This window comes from Streptomyces sporangiiformans, assembly GCF_005768555.2.
In the GTDB taxonomy this organism is placed as follows: Bacteria; Actinomycetota; Actinomycetes; order Streptomycetales; family Streptomycetaceae; genus Streptomyces; species Streptomyces sporangiiformans.
The window spans coordinates 71,876-88,180 of the sequence record NZ_VCHX02000079.1; the positions used below are offsets into that span (position 1 = coordinate 71,876).

At 67.2% G+C, this 16,305-nt stretch carries 15 protein-coding genes and 2 pseudogenes; 8 read left to right on the top strand and 9 right to left on the bottom strand.

What is annotated here, in order from left to right:
- The first annotated feature begins 78 nt into the window (after window positions 1-78).
- Window positions 79-855 (top strand): class I SAM-dependent methyltransferase, encoded by a 777-nt coding sequence (locus FGD71_RS08495; RefSeq protein ID WP_119099758.1) that lies wholly within the window; start codon window positions 79-81, stop codon window positions 853-855.
- 744 nt (window positions 856-1,599) lie between these two features.
- Entirely contained in the window at window positions 1,600-2,112 is a 513-nt protein-coding gene (locus FGD71_RS08500; RefSeq protein WP_181359152.1) for a DUF4396 domain-containing protein, read from the top strand.
- 119 nt (window positions 2,113-2,231) lie between these two features.
- Here the strand turns inward: FGD71_RS08500 and FGD71_RS08505 are convergent, their stop codons facing one another.
- On the bottom strand, window positions 2,232-2,759 hold the full coding sequence (locus FGD71_RS08505) for a hypothetical protein (RefSeq protein ID WP_119099760.1): 528 nt from the start codon (window positions 2,757-2,759) through the stop codon (window positions 2,232-2,234).
- On the bottom strand, window positions 2,756-2,905 hold the full coding sequence (locus FGD71_RS47310; protein ID WP_162931072.1) for a hypothetical protein: 150 nt from the start codon (window positions 2,903-2,905) through the stop codon (window positions 2,756-2,758). Before FGD71_RS47310 ends, FGD71_RS08505 begins: the two co-directional genes overlap by 4 nt.
- Window positions 2,906-3,026: 121 nt before the next feature.
- On the opposite strand from FGD71_RS47310, the gene FGD71_RS08510 reads away from it, so the two are divergent.
- Window positions 3,027-3,596, top strand: coding sequence for a TetR/AcrR family transcriptional regulator (locus FGD71_RS08510; protein WP_119099761.1), 570 nt, complete (start codon window positions 3,027-3,029; stop codon window positions 3,594-3,596).
- 136 nt (window positions 3,597-3,732) lie between these two features.
- Here the strand turns inward: FGD71_RS08510 and FGD71_RS08515 are convergent.
- From FGD71_RS08515 to FGD71_RS08545, 5 genes and pseudogenes are all read right to left on the bottom strand, one after another.
- Window positions 3,733-4,652: pseudogene (locus tag FGD71_RS08515) on the bottom strand (GNAT family N-acetyltransferase).
- Between the two features lie 341 nt (window positions 4,653-4,993).
- A pseudogene (locus FGD71_RS08520) lies at window positions 4,994-5,700 on the bottom strand (ATP-binding protein).
- A 126-nt stretch (window positions 5,701-5,826) separates the two neighbouring features.
- On the bottom strand, window positions 5,827-6,087 hold the full coding sequence (locus tag FGD71_RS08525) for a hypothetical protein (RefSeq protein WP_420878259.1): 261 nt from the start codon (window positions 6,085-6,087) through the stop codon (window positions 5,827-5,829).
- A gap of 125 nt (window positions 6,088-6,212) precedes the next feature.
- Complete coding sequence (locus FGD71_RS08530; protein ID WP_181359153.1) at window positions 6,213-7,637, bottom strand: serine hydrolase domain-containing protein; 1,425 nt, start codon at window positions 7,635-7,637, stop codon at window positions 6,213-6,215.
- Between the two features lie 1,613 nt (window positions 7,638-9,250).
- On the bottom strand, window positions 9,251-9,721 hold the full coding sequence (locus tag FGD71_RS08545; RefSeq protein WP_119099763.1) for a TetR/AcrR family transcriptional regulator: 471 nt from the start codon (window positions 9,719-9,721) through the stop codon (window positions 9,251-9,253).
- On the opposite strand from FGD71_RS08545, the gene FGD71_RS08550 reads away from it, so the two are divergent.
- The gene (locus FGD71_RS08550) at window positions 9,696-10,217 is read left to right on the top strand and encodes an oxidoreductase (protein ID WP_240436465.1); all 522 of its coding nucleotides are present in this window, start codon (window positions 9,696-9,698) and stop codon (window positions 10,215-10,217) included. The genes FGD71_RS08545 and FGD71_RS08550 overlap by 26 nt on opposite strands.
- Before the next feature lie 157 nt (window positions 10,218-10,374).
- The gene (locus tag FGD71_RS08555) at window positions 10,375-10,989 is read left to right on the top strand and encodes a nuclear transport factor 2 family protein (protein WP_162931073.1); all 615 of its coding nucleotides are present in this window, start codon (window positions 10,375-10,377) and stop codon (window positions 10,987-10,989) included.
- 515 nt (window positions 10,990-11,504) lie between these two features.
- Here the strand turns inward: FGD71_RS08555 and FGD71_RS08565 are convergent.
- Window positions 11,505-12,128, bottom strand: a complete 624-nt coding sequence (locus tag FGD71_RS08565) for a helix-turn-helix domain-containing protein (RefSeq protein WP_119099766.1) — start codon at window positions 12,126-12,128, stop codon at window positions 11,505-11,507.
- Window positions 12,129-12,275: 147 nt separating this feature from the next.
- Here FGD71_RS08565 and FGD71_RS08570 point away from each other — a divergent pair, with 147 nt between their 5' ends.
- Both FGD71_RS08570 and FGD71_RS08575 read left to right on the top strand, forming a co-directional pair.
- Window positions 12,276-12,734 (top strand): hypothetical protein, encoded by a 459-nt coding sequence (locus FGD71_RS08570; protein WP_140935847.1) that lies wholly within the window; start codon window positions 12,276-12,278, stop codon window positions 12,732-12,734.
- Window positions 12,735-12,861: 127 nt separating this feature from the next.
- On the top strand, window positions 12,862-13,227 hold the full coding sequence (locus tag FGD71_RS08575) for an ASCH domain-containing protein (protein ID WP_119099768.1): 366 nt from the start codon (window positions 12,862-12,864) through the stop codon (window positions 13,225-13,227).
- A 243-nt stretch (window positions 13,228-13,470) separates the two neighbouring features.
- Here the strand turns inward: FGD71_RS08575 and FGD71_RS08580 are convergent, their stop codons facing one another.
- Window positions 13,471-14,709, bottom strand: a complete 1,239-nt coding sequence (locus FGD71_RS08580; protein ID WP_425329662.1) for an IS701 family transposase — start codon at window positions 14,707-14,709, stop codon at window positions 13,471-13,473.
- Between the two features lie 262 nt (window positions 14,710-14,971).
- Here FGD71_RS08580 and FGD71_RS08585 point away from each other — a divergent pair, with 262 nt between their 5' ends.
- Window positions 14,972-15,328: a PadR family transcriptional regulator gene (locus tag FGD71_RS08585; RefSeq protein ID WP_119099769.1), complete on the top strand. Its 357-nt coding sequence runs from the start codon at window positions 14,972-14,974 to the stop codon at window positions 15,326-15,328.
- The last annotated feature ends 977 nt before the right edge of the window (window positions 15,329-16,305 follow it).

The following is a 16,305-nucleotide window of genomic DNA, read 5'->3' on the forward strand; positions in this document are numbered from 1 at the left end:
CCTCAAAGATCGCCCGGACAAGTCCTCGTGAAGAAACGGATTGATCGTCATCCGGGCGTCTGGCTAACGTTGCCCGCCATGACGACGCCCCCAGACGCCGCCAACTGGCGCGCGGCCAACCGTGCCAACTGGGACGAACGCGTCCCGATCCACGTCGCCGGCCCCTTCTACGACCTTCCCAGCTTCATCGCAGGCGAGGACACGCTCCGGGACTTCGAGCTCGCCGAGGTCGGCGATGTCAGTGGTAAGACGCTGCTCCACCTCCAGTGCCACATAGGTCTGGACACTCTGTCCTGGTCCCGGCGCGGAGCCTCCGTCACCGGCCTCGACTTCTCCGCACCCGCCGTGGACGTGGCCAGCGACCTCGCCACACAGATCGGCGCCACCACAGCCTGCTTCATCACCGCTGACGTGTACGACGCGATCAATGCGCTCGACGCGCAGACGTTCGACATCGTCTACTCCGGCTTCGGCGCGCTGTGCTGGCTTCCGGACATAGCCCGGTGGGCGCAGACGGCGGCTGCGCTCGTCGCTCCAGGAGGCTTTCTCTACCTGGCCGAGTTCCATCCCTTCGCCGATGTCCTGGCCGAAGACGGCCAGACCGTTGAGAACGACTACTTCGAGCGTGACCCCATCGTCGTGGATGCGCCCGGCACCTATGCCGACCCCGGCGCACCGACCACCGCGACTCTGACAGTCGAATGGCGGCATGGCATCGGCGATGTCGTCAGCGCCCTGACCGCCGCCGGCCTGCGCCTGGAGTTCCTGCACGAGCACAACCGTGGCCACTTCCGCCTTCCCGCAGGACTAGGCGTCCCGCAGGTCTACTCGCTCCGTGCAGCGAAGGCAGGGTAGGAGAAGCCGATGGTTGTCACGAACCGGCTGGTCACAGCCACTTGTTGATGGCCGCAACGAGGACCTCGCTTCGTAGCGGACCGCGAGATCCTGCTCCCGCTGGTGCTGATCGCGATAGGCCTGCTCATCACTATGGAGGGCGCGACCTACGGGCTGTAGGTGCGTCGGCTCCTTCTGGAGTCTGGTTGAGCGCCCGAGTCAGTACGCGATTGGCGGCGCGGGCCGCGTCCAGCTCTTCGGTCTGTTCACCCAACTCACCTTGCATGTCCACGAGTTGCTGTTCCAGTGGGTGATGCGGCACTGAAGTTGGTCGAGGTCCGCCGGGGCACGGACGCCGGATGTGGGTCGCCACGCGAGCCGGCATCCGACAGCTGATCCGCGCCGCGCGCCGAGAACCCATCCGTCGCCGTCCCGTTACGTCCCACCACGCAAGCGGCGGCCCAACCCCGGTGGGCCGTCGCCCCGGGGGGTGACGCACCGGCGTTGCCCTCTGGAGCGGTCGTCCACGCATCGCACAGAAGAGCGGTGAGGTGGCCTTCCCCGCCGGGATGCGCCGGTCGAATCGGCAGATCATCCACTCCTGGCATCAGCCCTCGGCGCCCCGCCGCAGCGCTTGGCGCCATCCCGGTCGCACTCCCACTGCTTTTCACGCTCTCCCACTTTCCGGTATACCCTAAGGGGGTATATCGTTGTGGTGTGAGCCACGGGAACGGGCAACACTGGACGGGAAGGGGGATGACGGTCATGGACCACACCGGACACCCCACCAGCACCGCTCACGAGCATGCCGCACACGAGGCGGCCGGTGAACACGGCGTGCATGGCGGCGCATCCTGGGGAACCGCGTCGAAGGCAACGCTGCACTGCCTGACCGGATGCGCGATCGGCGAGATCCTCGGCATGGTCATAGGCACCGCCCTGCTGTGGGGCAACGTGCCCACCATGGTCCTGGCGATCGCCCTGGCGTTCGTCTTCGGCTACTCCTTCACCCTGTTCGCCCTCCGCGGGGCGGGCCTGGACTTCAAGAGTGCCGTCAAGGTGGCGCTGGCGGCGGACACTGTCTCCATCGCGATCATGGAGCTCGTCGACAACGGCGTCATTGCCCTCAGTGGCGCGATGGACGCCCACCTGTCCGACGCCCTGTTCTGGACCGCGCTGCTGGGTGGCTTCGCCGTCGCATTCGTGATCACGACCCCGGTCAACAAGTGGATGATCGGCCGGGGTAAGGGTCACGCCGTCGTCCACGCCTACCACTGACCTCTCAGGCTGAAGTGCGCGCCGGGGCGCACCCTTCAAAGGGTGCACCCCGGCGCGTTTGCACTGCACAATGCCGGCTGGCGATGTACCAGTGGCCTACCGGCTCGGGGCTGGGTTCTTCAGTGCGGCAGGAGGTGCTGCTCGCGCTGGCGGCGGCGCCCGTAGCGGGTCACGCCACGCGGCTTGAACACCGACACGGCGGCCGCGGTGAGCAGCACCAGCAGGGCGGCGGCCGCGTCGGCGATCAGTTGGATGCGCATTCCCTCCAGCTCGCCGCCCGCGAGTGTGGCCCGGGCCGCCGCGTCCGCGAGGTGTCCGACCGGCTGCATGTGCACCAGCAGAAGAAGCGTGGCCAGCACCGTGATCAGCAGTTTCGCGATGACCCAGTAGTGGCGCAGCAGCCCCCAGAGGGTTCCCAGCGACTGGAGAATGCCAGTCAGCAGCGAGGCGATGCTGAGAGGAACGATCACGGACCACCCCACCAGCTCCATCGCCACATAGGCGCCCTGCACCGTCCGAGGCGAGCTGCTGGACAGCCCGGCGAGGGCCAGCGCCAGGAATGCGGCGACTGCCCCGAGCCAGCCGACCGAGACGGTCACGTGGAGGGTGAGTGTCAGCTTGCGCAGCCGCGGCGGGAACGGTCTCACGGTGTATGCCCGGACATGCCACCGCCGGCCAGATGCACGATCACGAACACCACGACCAGGACGACCGCGACCGCCGCGGACACCTTCACCCAGCGGGGTGCCCCGTCGTCGTCATGGGCCTCGGAACGAGGCGGTGAGCCGGCCATGGCGTCCTCCACAAGTTCAATCCGAAGCGTCGCCGCCCCGGCCTTCGTTCCCGTTTTACGAGACACAGTGTCTATCTTGTGGCGGAGTGTATCCAGTCCTGGACATCCGTATCCTTGGGGGGTGCCCAAACTGTGGAACGAGACGATCGACGCCCACCGCCACGCCGTGCGCGAGGCCATCCTGGACGCCACCGCCCAGCTGGTGGAGGCGGGCGGCCTGCGGTCGGTGACCATGTCACAGGTCGCTGAGCGGACCGGCATCGGACGCGCGACGCTCTACAAGTACTTCTCCGACGTCGACGCCGTCCTCCTCGCCTGGCACGAACGCCAGATCACCGGACACCTCCAGCACCTGGCGGAAGTCCGCGACCGCGCCGGGACAGCCGGCGAGCGTCTCGAGGCCGTCCTTCGGTCGTACGCGGCCATCGCCGGACAACGCCACGGCGGCGAACTCGCCACCTACCTACATCAGGGCGAGCACATCACCCACGCCGAACGGCACTTGACGGGCATCGTGGAAGACCTCATCACCGAAGGCGCGCAAGCAGGCGACCTGCGGGCCGACATCCCACCCGCCGAGCTCGCGCAGTACTGCCTCCACGCCCTGACCGCCGCCGCCGGCCTGACCTCCAAAGCCGCCGTGACCCGCCTCGTCGACGTCACCCTGGACGGCCTGCGCCCAGTTCCCTGACCCATACAAGACGGGTGCGCGACGCAAGCGCAGTTCTCCATGAGGTGGCAGTGCAGTGCCCGCCTGAAGAGCTTGCTCCGGATGGGGCCGAGCTGAGCGGGGAAGCGGTTTGCGGCCTCCCCGCTCGATGTCTGGATCAGTTCCAGGTCATGTTGATCGCGCGTTCGAAGTTGACGTATCCGGCCCGTTGGAAGGCGTTCGCCATGGGAGTGTTGCTGAGATCCGTGGACGCCCGGATGCGCGGGACGTTTTGCTCGGCGAGGACGTGGGTGCCTTCGGCGAGGATCTCGTCGATGTAGCCGTTGCCGCGGTGCGCGGGCAGAACGGCCAGGTAGGCAATGATCGAGTTGTAGTCATTGCGGGCCGGGATGACGAACCCCACCGGATCACCGCCGGGGAGCATCGCGATCCGCCACCACTCCCGCGGGCTCGTGTAGCGCGCGAGCTCTTCCTCGTAGTGCCTGAGCGCCGCTTCGTGGGCGGGCATCCGGGCCAGGTCGCGCCGGCTGTGAGCGTCCAGCGTCCCGTCCATGGCCAGGGTCATCAGGGCAAGGAGTTCCTCGGAGTCACGGAGCGGAATGCCAGGCGTCCGCTGGGCTGGGGAACAGGTGTCCCTGGACGCCACTCCAGACGCAACCGTTCCACGCTCAGCTCGGCGCCGGTCCGCTCCAGTATCGTCATTCGGTCCTTCACGACGCGCTCGGTCACCGCACTCTCACGCCAGTTGGACGGGACGAGGCGGCTGTACTCGGGCGGGCTGGTCCCCGGCGGAAGGGTCTTGGCCATGGCGGTGTGCAACAGTCGTCCGCCGATGTCCACGCGGTCGGGAGCCGCGGCACTGTCGTCGAGAGCGAGAATGTCCAAGAGAAGCGGTGTGTCGTCTCCAGCCCGGCCCCACCAGGCGACCCTGGCCAGCAGGTGGTCGCCGCGCAGGGCAACCCACATCCATTCCGGCCGACGCCGGCCGGCTGCGAGATCGTCCGCCAATTCCTCGTTGAAGGCGTAGGGAAGTCGGCAGAAGAGGTCGAGTTCGTCGTGCCCCGTGATCGGGCGCATGGTCAGGTCGTTCTGTTCCAGGGTCAATGCGCGCTCCGGTGAAGGCGCCCGTCCGTTCCGGGGTCAGACGCGGTCCGCGCCCCGGGAGGACATAGGCGCAGTAATCTTGGGATCATGGGCTGATCCCTCCTCTCGCTGTCGAGGCCCCTCGGTCGTGTCGACAGGGAATCCGGCCGCAAGGATGATCCAACTGCCGCCCCCGCGCAAACTCTTTTTCGCGATCACCGGCCGAACCGGCCGGAGGTGTAGAGCGGGTGCGGCGTTGGGCGGCACGGGTAGCGTGTCCTGCTGGCCTGGCCACCGATTCGGCGTTCGGGACCTGGCCAGGTGTGTTGGTCAGGTCAGCCGTTGCTGCTGGGCGGCTTTGGTGTGGCGAGTCGGTAGGAGTCGCTGCCGGTCCCGATGATGTTGCCGCCGAAGGTGAGGCGGTCCACGATGGCCGCGCAGAGCCAGGGATCGGTGAACATCTTGGTCCACCGAGGAGAACGACTCGTCGGAGGCTGTCGCCATGCTGTTCACAGAGAAGATCGGCCTGTCCGTGGCGGGCGATGGTCTTGGTCAATACCTTCTCGTCGGCGACCTCCACAAGTTCGTTGACGAGCTCGGTCCCCAGCATGTACTTGACCCGGAACTCGGCCATCGCGGCTTCGGTGCCCAACGCGATCAACAGGTGCGATTTGCCAGTGCCTGAGTCGCCGATCAGGCACAGCGGCAGTCCTTCGCGGACCCACTCGCAGGAGGCCAGGGAACGGATGGCGGCCGGGTCGATGGCGGGGTTCGCGTCGAACTCGAAGGTGCGCAGTGCCTTCTCGCTTGAGAAGCCTGCGGCTTTGATCCGGCGCTCGGAACGACGACGGTTGCGGTCGTCGCAATCGGCCATCGACTACTCGGCCAGGAATGAGCGGTAGGTCATCTGGTCGCGGGCCGCGGCGTCGGCGAGCTCGGAGAACTGGCCGCGCATCGCGGGCAGCCGCAGGTTGCGGCAGGCCGCGTCGATGGCGGCGTCGGCAGCCGGTTCGGTCAGGCCGAAGTGACCAGTGACGCTCATGGCGGGAACTCCCTCACCTGATGGGAACGCCCGGCCGATGGCCGGGCGTGCCGCAGGAGTAGGTCGTAGGCGGCCACCGACGGCAGCGGCGCGGGTCCGGCGGCAGCGCAGCCGGCCGGCGCGTGGTCAGTGACACCACCGGAGAGGCGATCCGGCCGAGTGCCGCGTCCGGGCTGGCCTGGCTCGGGGCTTCGTGTTCGGCGGCCCGGCGTTTTCCAGGGCGACCGCGTCCACGGTCAGAGCCCCAGCCCGCAGGGCGGCGGCGATCCCCACGACGACGTGGTCGTGGCTCATATGACGGTGCAGCAACAGGACTTCGATCAACGCGCGGGTGCCGGACGCGTCGCCGTGCGCGCGGCGGGTGGCTTCCCGCCAGGCGTCGTGCACCGGGGTGACTTCCCCGCCGCGCGGGCCTGTTCCAGCGCGGTGGCTCCGGGCAGGGCGCCGGGCTTGCTCGGGAGTTTTTCCAGTATTCATGATGAACAGGTTCATTGGGGAGGAAGGCTCAACACCTACGCGACATCGGGCCGTGTCATCAGTGGCGACCGCACGTGCAACTCTAGGCTGGGGCCGGTCAGGGGCACGGTGCTCCATGTCGCCGCAGCGGTCCTCGCCTCGGCGTCGACGACCAACCGAACGCGGTGCGGGGTGGTGACGACGTAGAGATCGGCGACGAATGTGCTGTCCTGCCAGGCACCGGCCGCGACGACAGGTCGGCCGAGCGGGGAGCTTTCCCGCCAGTCGCCATGGCCGATCTCAACGTTGAGGAGCGACTCGAACCGTACGAGCCATCCGCCGTCGGTGGGATCGATGATCACCGTCGTTCCGTCGGGCAGGGCCGAGCCCTCAGCGGAGGCGTCGAGCGTCGCGCTGGCCGAACGCCCCGGGTCGGCCGAACCCGGCACCGGCGACAATGACAGTTGCTGCAGCCGATCGGCGAGGATCTCGTCGTCCTGGGCGCTTCCCGCATGGTCCACGCCGGGCAGCAGGCACTCCCACATGGCGTCGAGCACCTCCTGAGACTCCCCTTGGGCGGTCACGGCGACCACGAGATCGTGCGACGGGACGACCACACACTGCTGTCCGAAGGAGCCATGACCGTGGTACCCGTGACGCGACATCCAGAACTGGTAGCCGTATCCGCAGGAGAAATCGGCGTCGTCCGCTCCCTCCTTGAACGGCACGCAGTCGATGTGCCGTCTGGTCGCGAGCTCCAACCATTCGCGCGGGACGAGCCGCCGGTCGCCCCACATGCCTCCGCGCAGGAGCAACTCACCGAAGGCGGCGATGGCCTCGGTCGTGAGGTGCAGTCCGTGGAATCCGAAGGCGGCACCGCTCTTCACCCGGTCCCATTCGGCGTGGTCGACGCCCATCGGCTTGAAGAGGCGCTCGTCGAGGAACTCCGGGAGACCGCGACCCGTGACCCGTTCCACCATCCGGGCCAGGATGAAGGTGGTTGAGTTGTCGTAGGTATGCCGCGTTCCCTCGGCCACGGCAAACGGCAGGCACAGGAAGCCCTTCACCAAGTCGTCGGGTTCCAGCTCCCAGGCTTCGGCGAGGCTGTCCGTGAGGTGCCCGGCTGTCATGGACAGCAGGTGGTGAACGGTGATGCGGCTTCCCTGCTCCGCGATGTCGGCCGGGACGTGGTCGGGCAACACGTGCACCACCCGATCGTCCAGTGAGAGCAGCCCGTCGGCGATCGCGAACCCCACGGCGACCGAGGTGAACGACTTGGTCAGCGAGTAGAGAAGGTGCGGGCGTTCGGCCGAGTACGGCGCCCACCAGCCTTCGGCGACGACGTGGCCGTGGTGTACGACCATGAGGGAGTGACACTCGACGGATTGTGCTAGCCGATCCAGCAGCGCGGCGATGGAACGGGACGACATCCCCGAGGCGGCCGGTGTCGAGCGCGGCAGCAGGGCACGCTGAGAAGCCATCCGGGCACCGTATCCGAACGCCATTTCGGACCCAAGCGATTAACTGACCGCTGCAAACTGAGTTAAGCCCGCGATCTTGCGGCTGGCGATCTTGGTCGGCAGGCTGTGCGGGTGCGTGCTGATCTTGTGCCAGACGACTTGTGGGAGCGCGTGGCGCCGTTGCTGCCGCCCGTTCCGTCCCTGTCCGTCAGGGCGCATCTGCCTCCTGACGCGTCTAGCGCTGCTGTGGGGGAGTCGCCATCCGCCAGGCGCGCTCCGGAACGCCAGCCGCCGACACGCTGGCCGACCTGGAGGAGATGCTCAAGGAGTTCGCCGACGCATGACGTCGGCTCAGTTCTTCGGCTGGTCGGACCGCGCGCGTCGGTCGGCTGTGGGACCGTGGGGGCCGGGCCCGTCGCTTCCCCCGTGGCGACGGTCCCGTTTCAGGGGGCGATGGCGGCGTTCGCGTGAAGGTACCCAGCGGGGTACACAGAAACGTACCCAGCAGGCTGGACGCCGGAGCGCTGGGACCATCCGACAGCCACGCTGCCACGGGACAGCGGCTGCTGTCCCACACCTTGGAGACGCGGGTGGCCCCAGCGCCTCGCCAGCCCAAATCGGTTGCGGAGCGCAGGGTCAGCGTGGGATCAGCGAGCCCTCTCCCGTGATCGTCAGGCGCGCCTGGTGGCCGCCCGGCGAGCAGTTGCGGCCGTTGGGATAGGTGGGCTTCGGGGTGGTTACTGATCTGTCGGTCGAGCACGGTGGCGCCCTGCTAGTTCTTGAGGACCAGCGTGACGTGTATCGGCTTTCCTGGGAGGTCACGTACGACCGCGAAGCCAGACCGGAGAAAGGACTCGGGGGCTTGTGGTGTCCTCGCTGCCGGGCTTTCTGTGGTGGTAGCGGATTCCGTGGTCATCACGGGGTTGCCTGGGGCCGCCGGCTCTTCCGACCAAGTCTCCCGCAGCTGCAGCGCGCTCTTTCGGCATCTGCCGTCCCAGCAGGCCGTAAGGGTTGCGTCGGCCACCCTGTTCGCCAGTTCCGGGGGGACCTTGACCCGGATCCCGGCGGGCGCGTCCCTCAGTGTGCAGGGATGGGTGTCTCCCGCGGAACACCCGCACGCGGTCAACAGCGCCAGAGCCGCCAAGGGCAATCCGACGTTCTGTCTCACGCTGGCTCCTCGGTGCCCGTCTGCGCCTTGATCACGGCCACTCATGCTCGCACGGCCGCACGACGGCTTGAACGCAACGATCGGCTGTGGTGCAACACCCGTAGTGACACCATGAGTTGGGACGAAAGGTGGGGGTTCGTGCAGGGTGACAAGCGGCAGATTCAGACGGCGGTCCTGGGCAGTGCGGACTCGGAGGAGCCGTTGATGCTGCCTTTGGAGGCGATCGAGCTGGACGCCTTCCGCCGTCGGCACGAGCACGACACGTTCTGGTGCGGGCTGCTGCGGCGGCCAGCTGACGACCAAGCTCTACACCGACCGGGTGTGTTCCCTGTCAAGTTCTACGTGTTGAGCTGCGGACGCGTGCAGTGCCAGATAGCCGGATGGCGGGGGAGCGCCAGATGTCTCCGTTAGTGTAGGTGACGAGAGACCGCCGGATCCCAGTCGCACAGCCGCGTCCCGATCCGGGTCAAGGCCCGTGTGGTGCGGTCAGGGCTTTGTGGGTCGACTCCAGGATCTTCTCCGACAGGTCTGTGCCCGCCGTGGCCCGGGCGAGGAGGATCGCGCCGACCAGAGTGGCCACCATGGGAAGGCCGTCGTTGGCGTCGGTAGACATCCACGCGGCGAATTCCTCGACCCCGGCTGCGTACGTTTCGCGCACCTCCCCAGCTGTGGACTCGCGCGCCATGTCCCCAGCGAATCCCGCGGTGGGGCAACCGGTGCCGGGCTGGTCACGGTGCTCGGCCGACAGGTAGAAGTCGACGAGGGCGCCGCGCGCGGTTTCGTGATCGCCGTGGGCCGTATCGAACGAAGCCAGGAGTAGGTCGAGGTCCCCGAAAGCGGCTTGGGCAGCCTCGGCGATCAGGGCCTCCTTGGAGGGGAACTGTTTGTAGAAGCCGCCCGTGGTCAGCCCGATGGGAGGCCGCCGCGTCGCCGACAACACCAACCAGCGCACCGACCGCTACGGCGGCTCCCTCGACAACCGCATCCGCTTCGCCGTCGAGGTCGCCACCGCCGTGGCGGACGAGATCGGCGCCGGCCGCACCGGCTTCCGGATCTCTCCCGGCAACCCGTTCAACGACATCGCGGAGAGCGACACCCACGAGCTGTACCCGGCGCTCGTGCGCGCCCTCGCCCCGCTCGACCTCGCCTACCTGCACATCGGCCACGGCGGCGACGAGGAACTCCTGCACACCCTGCGCAAGCTGTGGCCGAGCACCTTGGTTCTCAACCGGGCCGGCACCGACATCGCCACCCGCGCGAAGGACATCGAAGACGGCCTGGCCGACATCGTCACCGTCGGCGTGATGGCACTGGCCAACCCCGACCTGGTCGAGCGCGTACGCACCAGCGCGCCGCTGAACGCCCCCGACCCCGCCACCTTCTACGGCGGCGGCGAGGCCGGCTACACCGACTACCCCACCCACTCGGCCTGACAAACCCCGTCGCTTCCGGTCCTGGCGGGCCGGTATGCGCAGATGGCCCAGCGTCTCGGTTACCCCGGTATGCGGGCCATCCTCCCGCTTGTTCGATCCGATTCCACGGTCCGTCACTGGGGCGGAGCCGCTCCGTCCATCCATATTGGAGAAGCACATGTCTTCCTCGAACGTCGAAATCCCAACGTCCACCGCCGACGTGCACTGGCTTGCGGATGAGTACCTCAGGCGCGTCAACCTGCGTGATCTCGACGCCCTGTTCGCCCTGTACGCGCCGGACTTCCGCTCCCACGCCGCCGACGGAACCACCACCGGCGTTGAGGAGACCCGCGCGGTGCTGGCGTCGTTCCTCGACGCGGTCCCCGACTTCGCTGCCACGCCGGTCCGTGTCGTCGCCGAGGACGATGGGTTCGCGATCAGCTTCATCCAGTTGTTGTTCAGCTCCTGGCGACAGGCACCGCTGTGCGTGCGTTGGCGCGTGATCCCGAATCGGCCGAGCCACCGAAAACTTGTCGTTTATCCGTTGAGATCGAACGGCCTTCGAAGCCTGCCCCGCCGCGGCGGCCGCGTGAAGGTGGTGCGGGCACACGTGCGGCGCGTCGTGAAGTGCCTGGACGCAGCCGAGGCCCGGATCGACGTGGAAGGGAACCAGGCGCTCCCCGCGCTCGTCGTCCTCCTGGACGATGTCGCCGACCGTTACGCCGACGGACGACTCGGCGCGCTCCTCGATGAAGAGAAGCTGACCGAATACTCGGCCGGGCGGGACTGGTAGGCGCTTCGCCTTGCGTTCCTTGCTGTGGTCATCGGGGTTGGGGCGGTTGGCGCTGGGTTCCTGCGCTGTCGGATCCGGTGACGACTGTTCTCATCGCGAGTGTCGGCGTGCTGGGGGTGGCGCTGCTGTACCGCAAGGACCTGACGCGGGGGATCGACATCCTCGGGCTGTGGCGGCCGTCGTGACCAAACTGATGTCCGCCTTGTGGCTGAGGGCGTGATTCTTACTGGCACAGCACGCGGTCGAGGTACTCGTCCAGGGCCTCCTGGCCCAGCTTCCCGTCCAGGGACAGCGACTGGCGTAGCGACCTGCCGGTCACCTTGGCCGGGATACCCCAGTGCTTCTCCGTCTCTCGGAGGTGCCCGCCCGGTTGCCCCCATTGGACCTAATGACGTCGCCGAACCGGCCCGCCGGCCCCGGGAGTTCTGCTCGCCGTGGTGCCGCGGCCCCGTGCAGGTCCTGCGCAACGGGGGCCCGCTGCCCGGTGGCCCGGGCCTGCTGCTTCACGCTGCGGATTACTGGTCGCTCTCCTTTGGGAGGAACTCCGAGGGATAGCCACCGCCCCCGCCGCGACCGCTGCTGTCGAAAGGGTGCGGCACCGAGCCGCCCAGGGCAGGAGGTGGTTCGGAAGGGGCCGTCTTGGGCGCGCGCTGAGCAGCGCGGCCGTCCTCAACGATGTCCCAAAGTTGGCGCCAGGTGCTGAAGAGGGCGGGGTTGTGGTGCTTGGGCGGCTCGACTTCCCGGCCATCCTGGAAGTTCATCAGCGCCTGCACCAGCCACAGCAGACGGTCAAGGGAAGCTGGGGCGCGCTTGCCTGACAGGATGTCGCTGACGGTCGACTTGGACATCGACGGGCCGTCAGGCATCTTCTTTTTGCCCCACGTGACGATGCGGTCCAGTGAGGGCCGTCCAACCTGCCGGCGCAGCTCGCGCAGCTGCGCGCTCAGCTGCGTGCACGCCTGCCTATATGCCGTGTCGTCCCACGACTGCTCGTGCGCCATGTCGTCCGGCATATCTCCCAGCGGCACCAGTTGACCCGATGCAAGGCGGGCGACCGGGTTGTATCTGATCTCGCCCATGCCCGTCCCCAGGGAGCCCCAAGCCTGGCGTTCCTGCGTGTACCGCGTCTCGTCCGCCATAACGGTCCCCCTCGCCCGCGCCGATGAGGGAACGGTAGCGCCGGAACGAAGTCGAACGAAACAGAACGCCCAGGTCACGACGCCCCAATGTTCTGTCGCCACCGACCCTGTTCCGTTTGCGCAGGTCAGACACTTGCCGTGAACAGGATGGTGCGCATGGCGAAAAAAATGACGCGGCTTCAGACACCCCCTGCTCCCGCACTGTCCACTCGACTCGGCTGCCACACCACGAGCGACGGGAACTGCGACCAAGAGACCAGTTCCACGATCAGGATTCCCCTTCCCGACAGCCAGGGCGACAGCCTGCCCTACCAGTTCCGGGTCACCTTCGACGAGATGATCGAGGACGCGGAGTCAGAGCTGGCCCTTCAGCGCCGCCGAGTGCGGCAGATGCGCCATCAGCGACGTCGGCAGAAGCGTCGGGATGCGGCCCGCTGGATCCGCAACCACTGTCGCGCGGGTCTGTTCTGTGGCGGCACGGCCGCCTGCACGGCTGGGTTGGTCTTCGTCGTGCTGGGGCAGTACGGCATCGCTTTCGAACTGTTCAAGGTCGCGGCCGCTGCCTGGATCGCGGCGGCCTCTTACCAGCAGCCCTCTCAGGGCTGACTCCGCCCGGTACGAAACGAGGGCCTGCACCGTGGATGGCACGGCCCCCTGGTCACTGTCGTGCAGCCGTCGGCGGCGCCCAGCGCCGGGGTCCCGGCCAACCTCCGGAAAGTGGGTAGACCGCCTCATGACCCGTCACACCGCAGCCCCCGCCCAGCCCCGGGCCCGGCACATGAACCTGTTCCGCCGCTACTTCGACCTGGTGGCCACCGGCCGCAAGAAGATCGAGGTCCGCGTCCAGTACACCAATCTGCGCAACCTCGCCGCCGGCCAGCACATCAAGTTCGCCTGCGGCAAGGACGAATGCCTGGTCCGCGTCATCCGCGTGGCCCGCTACACCTCCTTCGAGGAGATGCTCGACACCGAGGGCCCGGCGAACGTCAACCCCGACTCCCCGCGCGAGCAGCAGCTGACGAACATTCGCCGCATCTACGGCCCCGAGAAGGAAGCCCTGGGCGTTCTCGCGATCGAGATCGAACGCGTCAACGCCTGAACCAGCAAACCGTGAAAACCTCGTCCCTGGCATTCCAGCTGCCGGGGGCGAGGCGTTTCGCATGCTAATACTCCAGCAGTACTTCGTGGCTTGACCTGGGGAAACGTCGAGCGGTGGGAGTGTAGCGGGCGGGAAGTCGTCACGGACGGCTTCTGCCCGCACGCCCCTCGAAGGAGTGCCCCCGACGTCGGTAGTGGCAGCGGCGGGCCACCGCTTGGCGTCGTCGGCGCCAGTGCGACCAGCTCAACGCGTGGGTGAGGGTGTGAAGGTCTCGGGGTGTGTGAGCTGCCAGGAGTCGCCGCACTTCTGCCACGGTGAGCTCGATGACCACGGCATCCTCACCGGTGGATCCCCTTTTCCGGCTGCTCGCGCGCTCATCGCAGCGAGGAAGGTGTGGGCGAGCATGGCCAGGGTGATGTGGCGGTACCAGCTGACGTAGCGGCGGACTTCGTACTCGTCCAGGCCGCACTCGTTCTTCGCTGCCTGGAAGCACTCTTCGATCGCCCACCGGGCGCCGGCGACGCGCACCAGTTCGTCCACGCCGACATCCAGCGGTGCGTAGCCGAGGTAGTAGGCGATCTCGTCCGGCCGACTCAAGCTGCGCCGTGCCAGCGCCCACCGTCGACGGATCAACACGCCGTCCTGGTGGTCGTACTCGGACACTGGGCGCAACTGGACGGCGGCCCAGTCGTATTCGCGCTGTCCCTTTGCGCCCGCGCCGCAGGAACGGCGTTCCGATGCCTGGTCGGGGGCCTGCTCGAAGGCCTTGTCGATGCGTGGGCCGGCCAGGGAGAACTGGGACTTGGGGACGGCGAGGACGTAGCCGACGCCGGATGTTTCCAGCATCCGGCGGAAGCGGTTGTCCTGTCCGTAGGCGGCGTCCGCCGTGACCCAGGCGACCGGCAGCGGCGAGGCCAGCGCCCTGCGGACGATCGTCGCCGCGAGAGTGTTCTTGGTGGCGAACTCCCGCTCGTCGGGGACCTTGGCGGCGCGGCAGCGGTCACGGTCGTCCGTCCAGGACTTGGGCAGGTAGAGCTCCCGGTCCACCAGGGCGCGGCCGGCCGCGCTGGTGTAGGCGGCGAAGACGCCGATCTGGCAGTTCTCGGTACGGCCGGCGGTGCCGGAGTACTGCCGTTGGACTCCGGCGGATGTAGTGCCCTTCTTCAGGAACCCGGTGTCGTCGATGATCAGTACCCCGTCGGGGCGGCCAAGGTGTTCGGCGACGTAGGTCTGCAGGTCGTCGCGGATGTCGTCGGGGTTCCAGCGGGCTCGGGAGAGCAGGTGCTGCAGTCCGTCTGGGGTGGCGTGGCCAGCGTGTTCGGCAAGTTGCCAGCTGTTTTTTCGGGCCACCGGGGCGAGCAGTGCGCGCACGTAGTCCCGCATCCGGCGGCGGGGTTCGACACGGCCGAAGTGGCGCCCGATGGTGGTGAAGAGGTGGTCCAGGTCGCGGTCCCAGGTCTCGGCTGCCTGTTCGGTGATCACGACCGGAGGCTTCCCAGGCCCGGGGCGACCTTGCCATCGGGGGCACTCCTTCGAGGGGCGTGCGGGCAGAAGCCATCCGTGACGACTTCCCGCCCGCTACACTCCCACCGCTCGACGTTTCCCCAGGTCAAGCCACGAAGTACTGCTGGAGTACTAACCGCGCCTGACCGTAGAGGTCAGCTGCGGATCTATGGCAGTTGAGTAGCTCCCCTCAACTGCCCGCCACTGGACTGTCCCCAATCTACCTAGGTAGATTGGGGAGGTGAGCGACTTTCAGATGACACCGCATGCTGAGAAGGTGCTGCGCTTCATGCTCACCAAGCCCGACAACCCCACTTGGGCGCGTGAGCTTACCCAGCACACCAATCTGCCCAACGGCACCCTCCTGCCCATTCTCATTCGCCTGCTCAATCAAGGGTGGGTTGAGCGGTACTGGGAGGACGACGAGACGGCCGAGGCTGAAGGCCGCCCACGGCGGCGCTACTACCGGTTCACTCGAGACGGAGCCGAGGAGGTCCGTCTCCTACTTGCTCAGCGGACCGCGAGCCGTCCCTTGAACGGCACCACACCCCGCCCTGGCCTGGTGCCCCGCCCGCACGTTGCGGGAGGTGGCGAATGATGAGTTTGTCTCCTAAGGACAGGCAATGGGAGAGGGCTCGCTGGGCGACCCCTGGTCTCGGGATACTGCGCATCCTGGCCGTGTGGATTCCATGTCAGGAGCGCGAGGACTATCTGGCTGAACAGGCTTCAGTCCTGGCCGAGGCGCCCAACCTTTGGGCCAAGCTCCGCGAGCTCCGTTCGTCCTTGCTGGGCTTCCGCCGCACGACGCGAGAACTCCGGCGGTTCACGGTCCTGCACACACCCACGGCACCGGAGGCATCCAACGTGATCGCCGATGCCGCAGCCGAGCACACCGACGCCGACACCGACGATTGGTGGGTGGTTGGCGAGTCACCCACTCCCACTTCGAGCTACGAAGGTTGGAGCGGCTACGACCCTCCGCCCGATGGCGTCTATGGAGCGCCATGAGGCTCACTGACCATGTAAATCACGAAAGCCTCGGAGTTGCTGCCGGCCAAAGCACTGCAACCCGAGGCATTCGCAAGGCCCCTACCCATCCGGCTGTTATGCAGAGAGGCATGACCTATGAACCAGCGTATCCCCTGGTGGGCGCTCCTTGTGGCCGTGATCGCACTAAGCATTGGTGCTGCCCTCGTTCTAGTCGGCAAGGCCACCACAGCCGAAGCAGCGTCGTTCGTAGCCCCGGTCTTTGCGCTGCTCACAGCGCTCTATGTCTCGCAGCGCCAACCACCTCCCGAATGATGTCCGACCAGATCAGCGCAGACCTGGACCGTGATCTTGCACCTGCATTGGACGCCACTTCTGATGGCTTCAGCGGTCCGAAGAACTGGACGGCAGAAACGGGTGGTCTGCTCGAGAGTCTGCTCAGCTGAAGAGGTCTCTTGCAGGTCCGACCCAAAGCGCGCGTCACCGAACGGAAGGCCCATGTGGTTTAGAGGCCCTAACAAAGCCGTTGGACGTGGCGGTGGGTGATCAGGCAGATGGCGAGGCCGAGGAAGGCTTCGTGGATGTCGT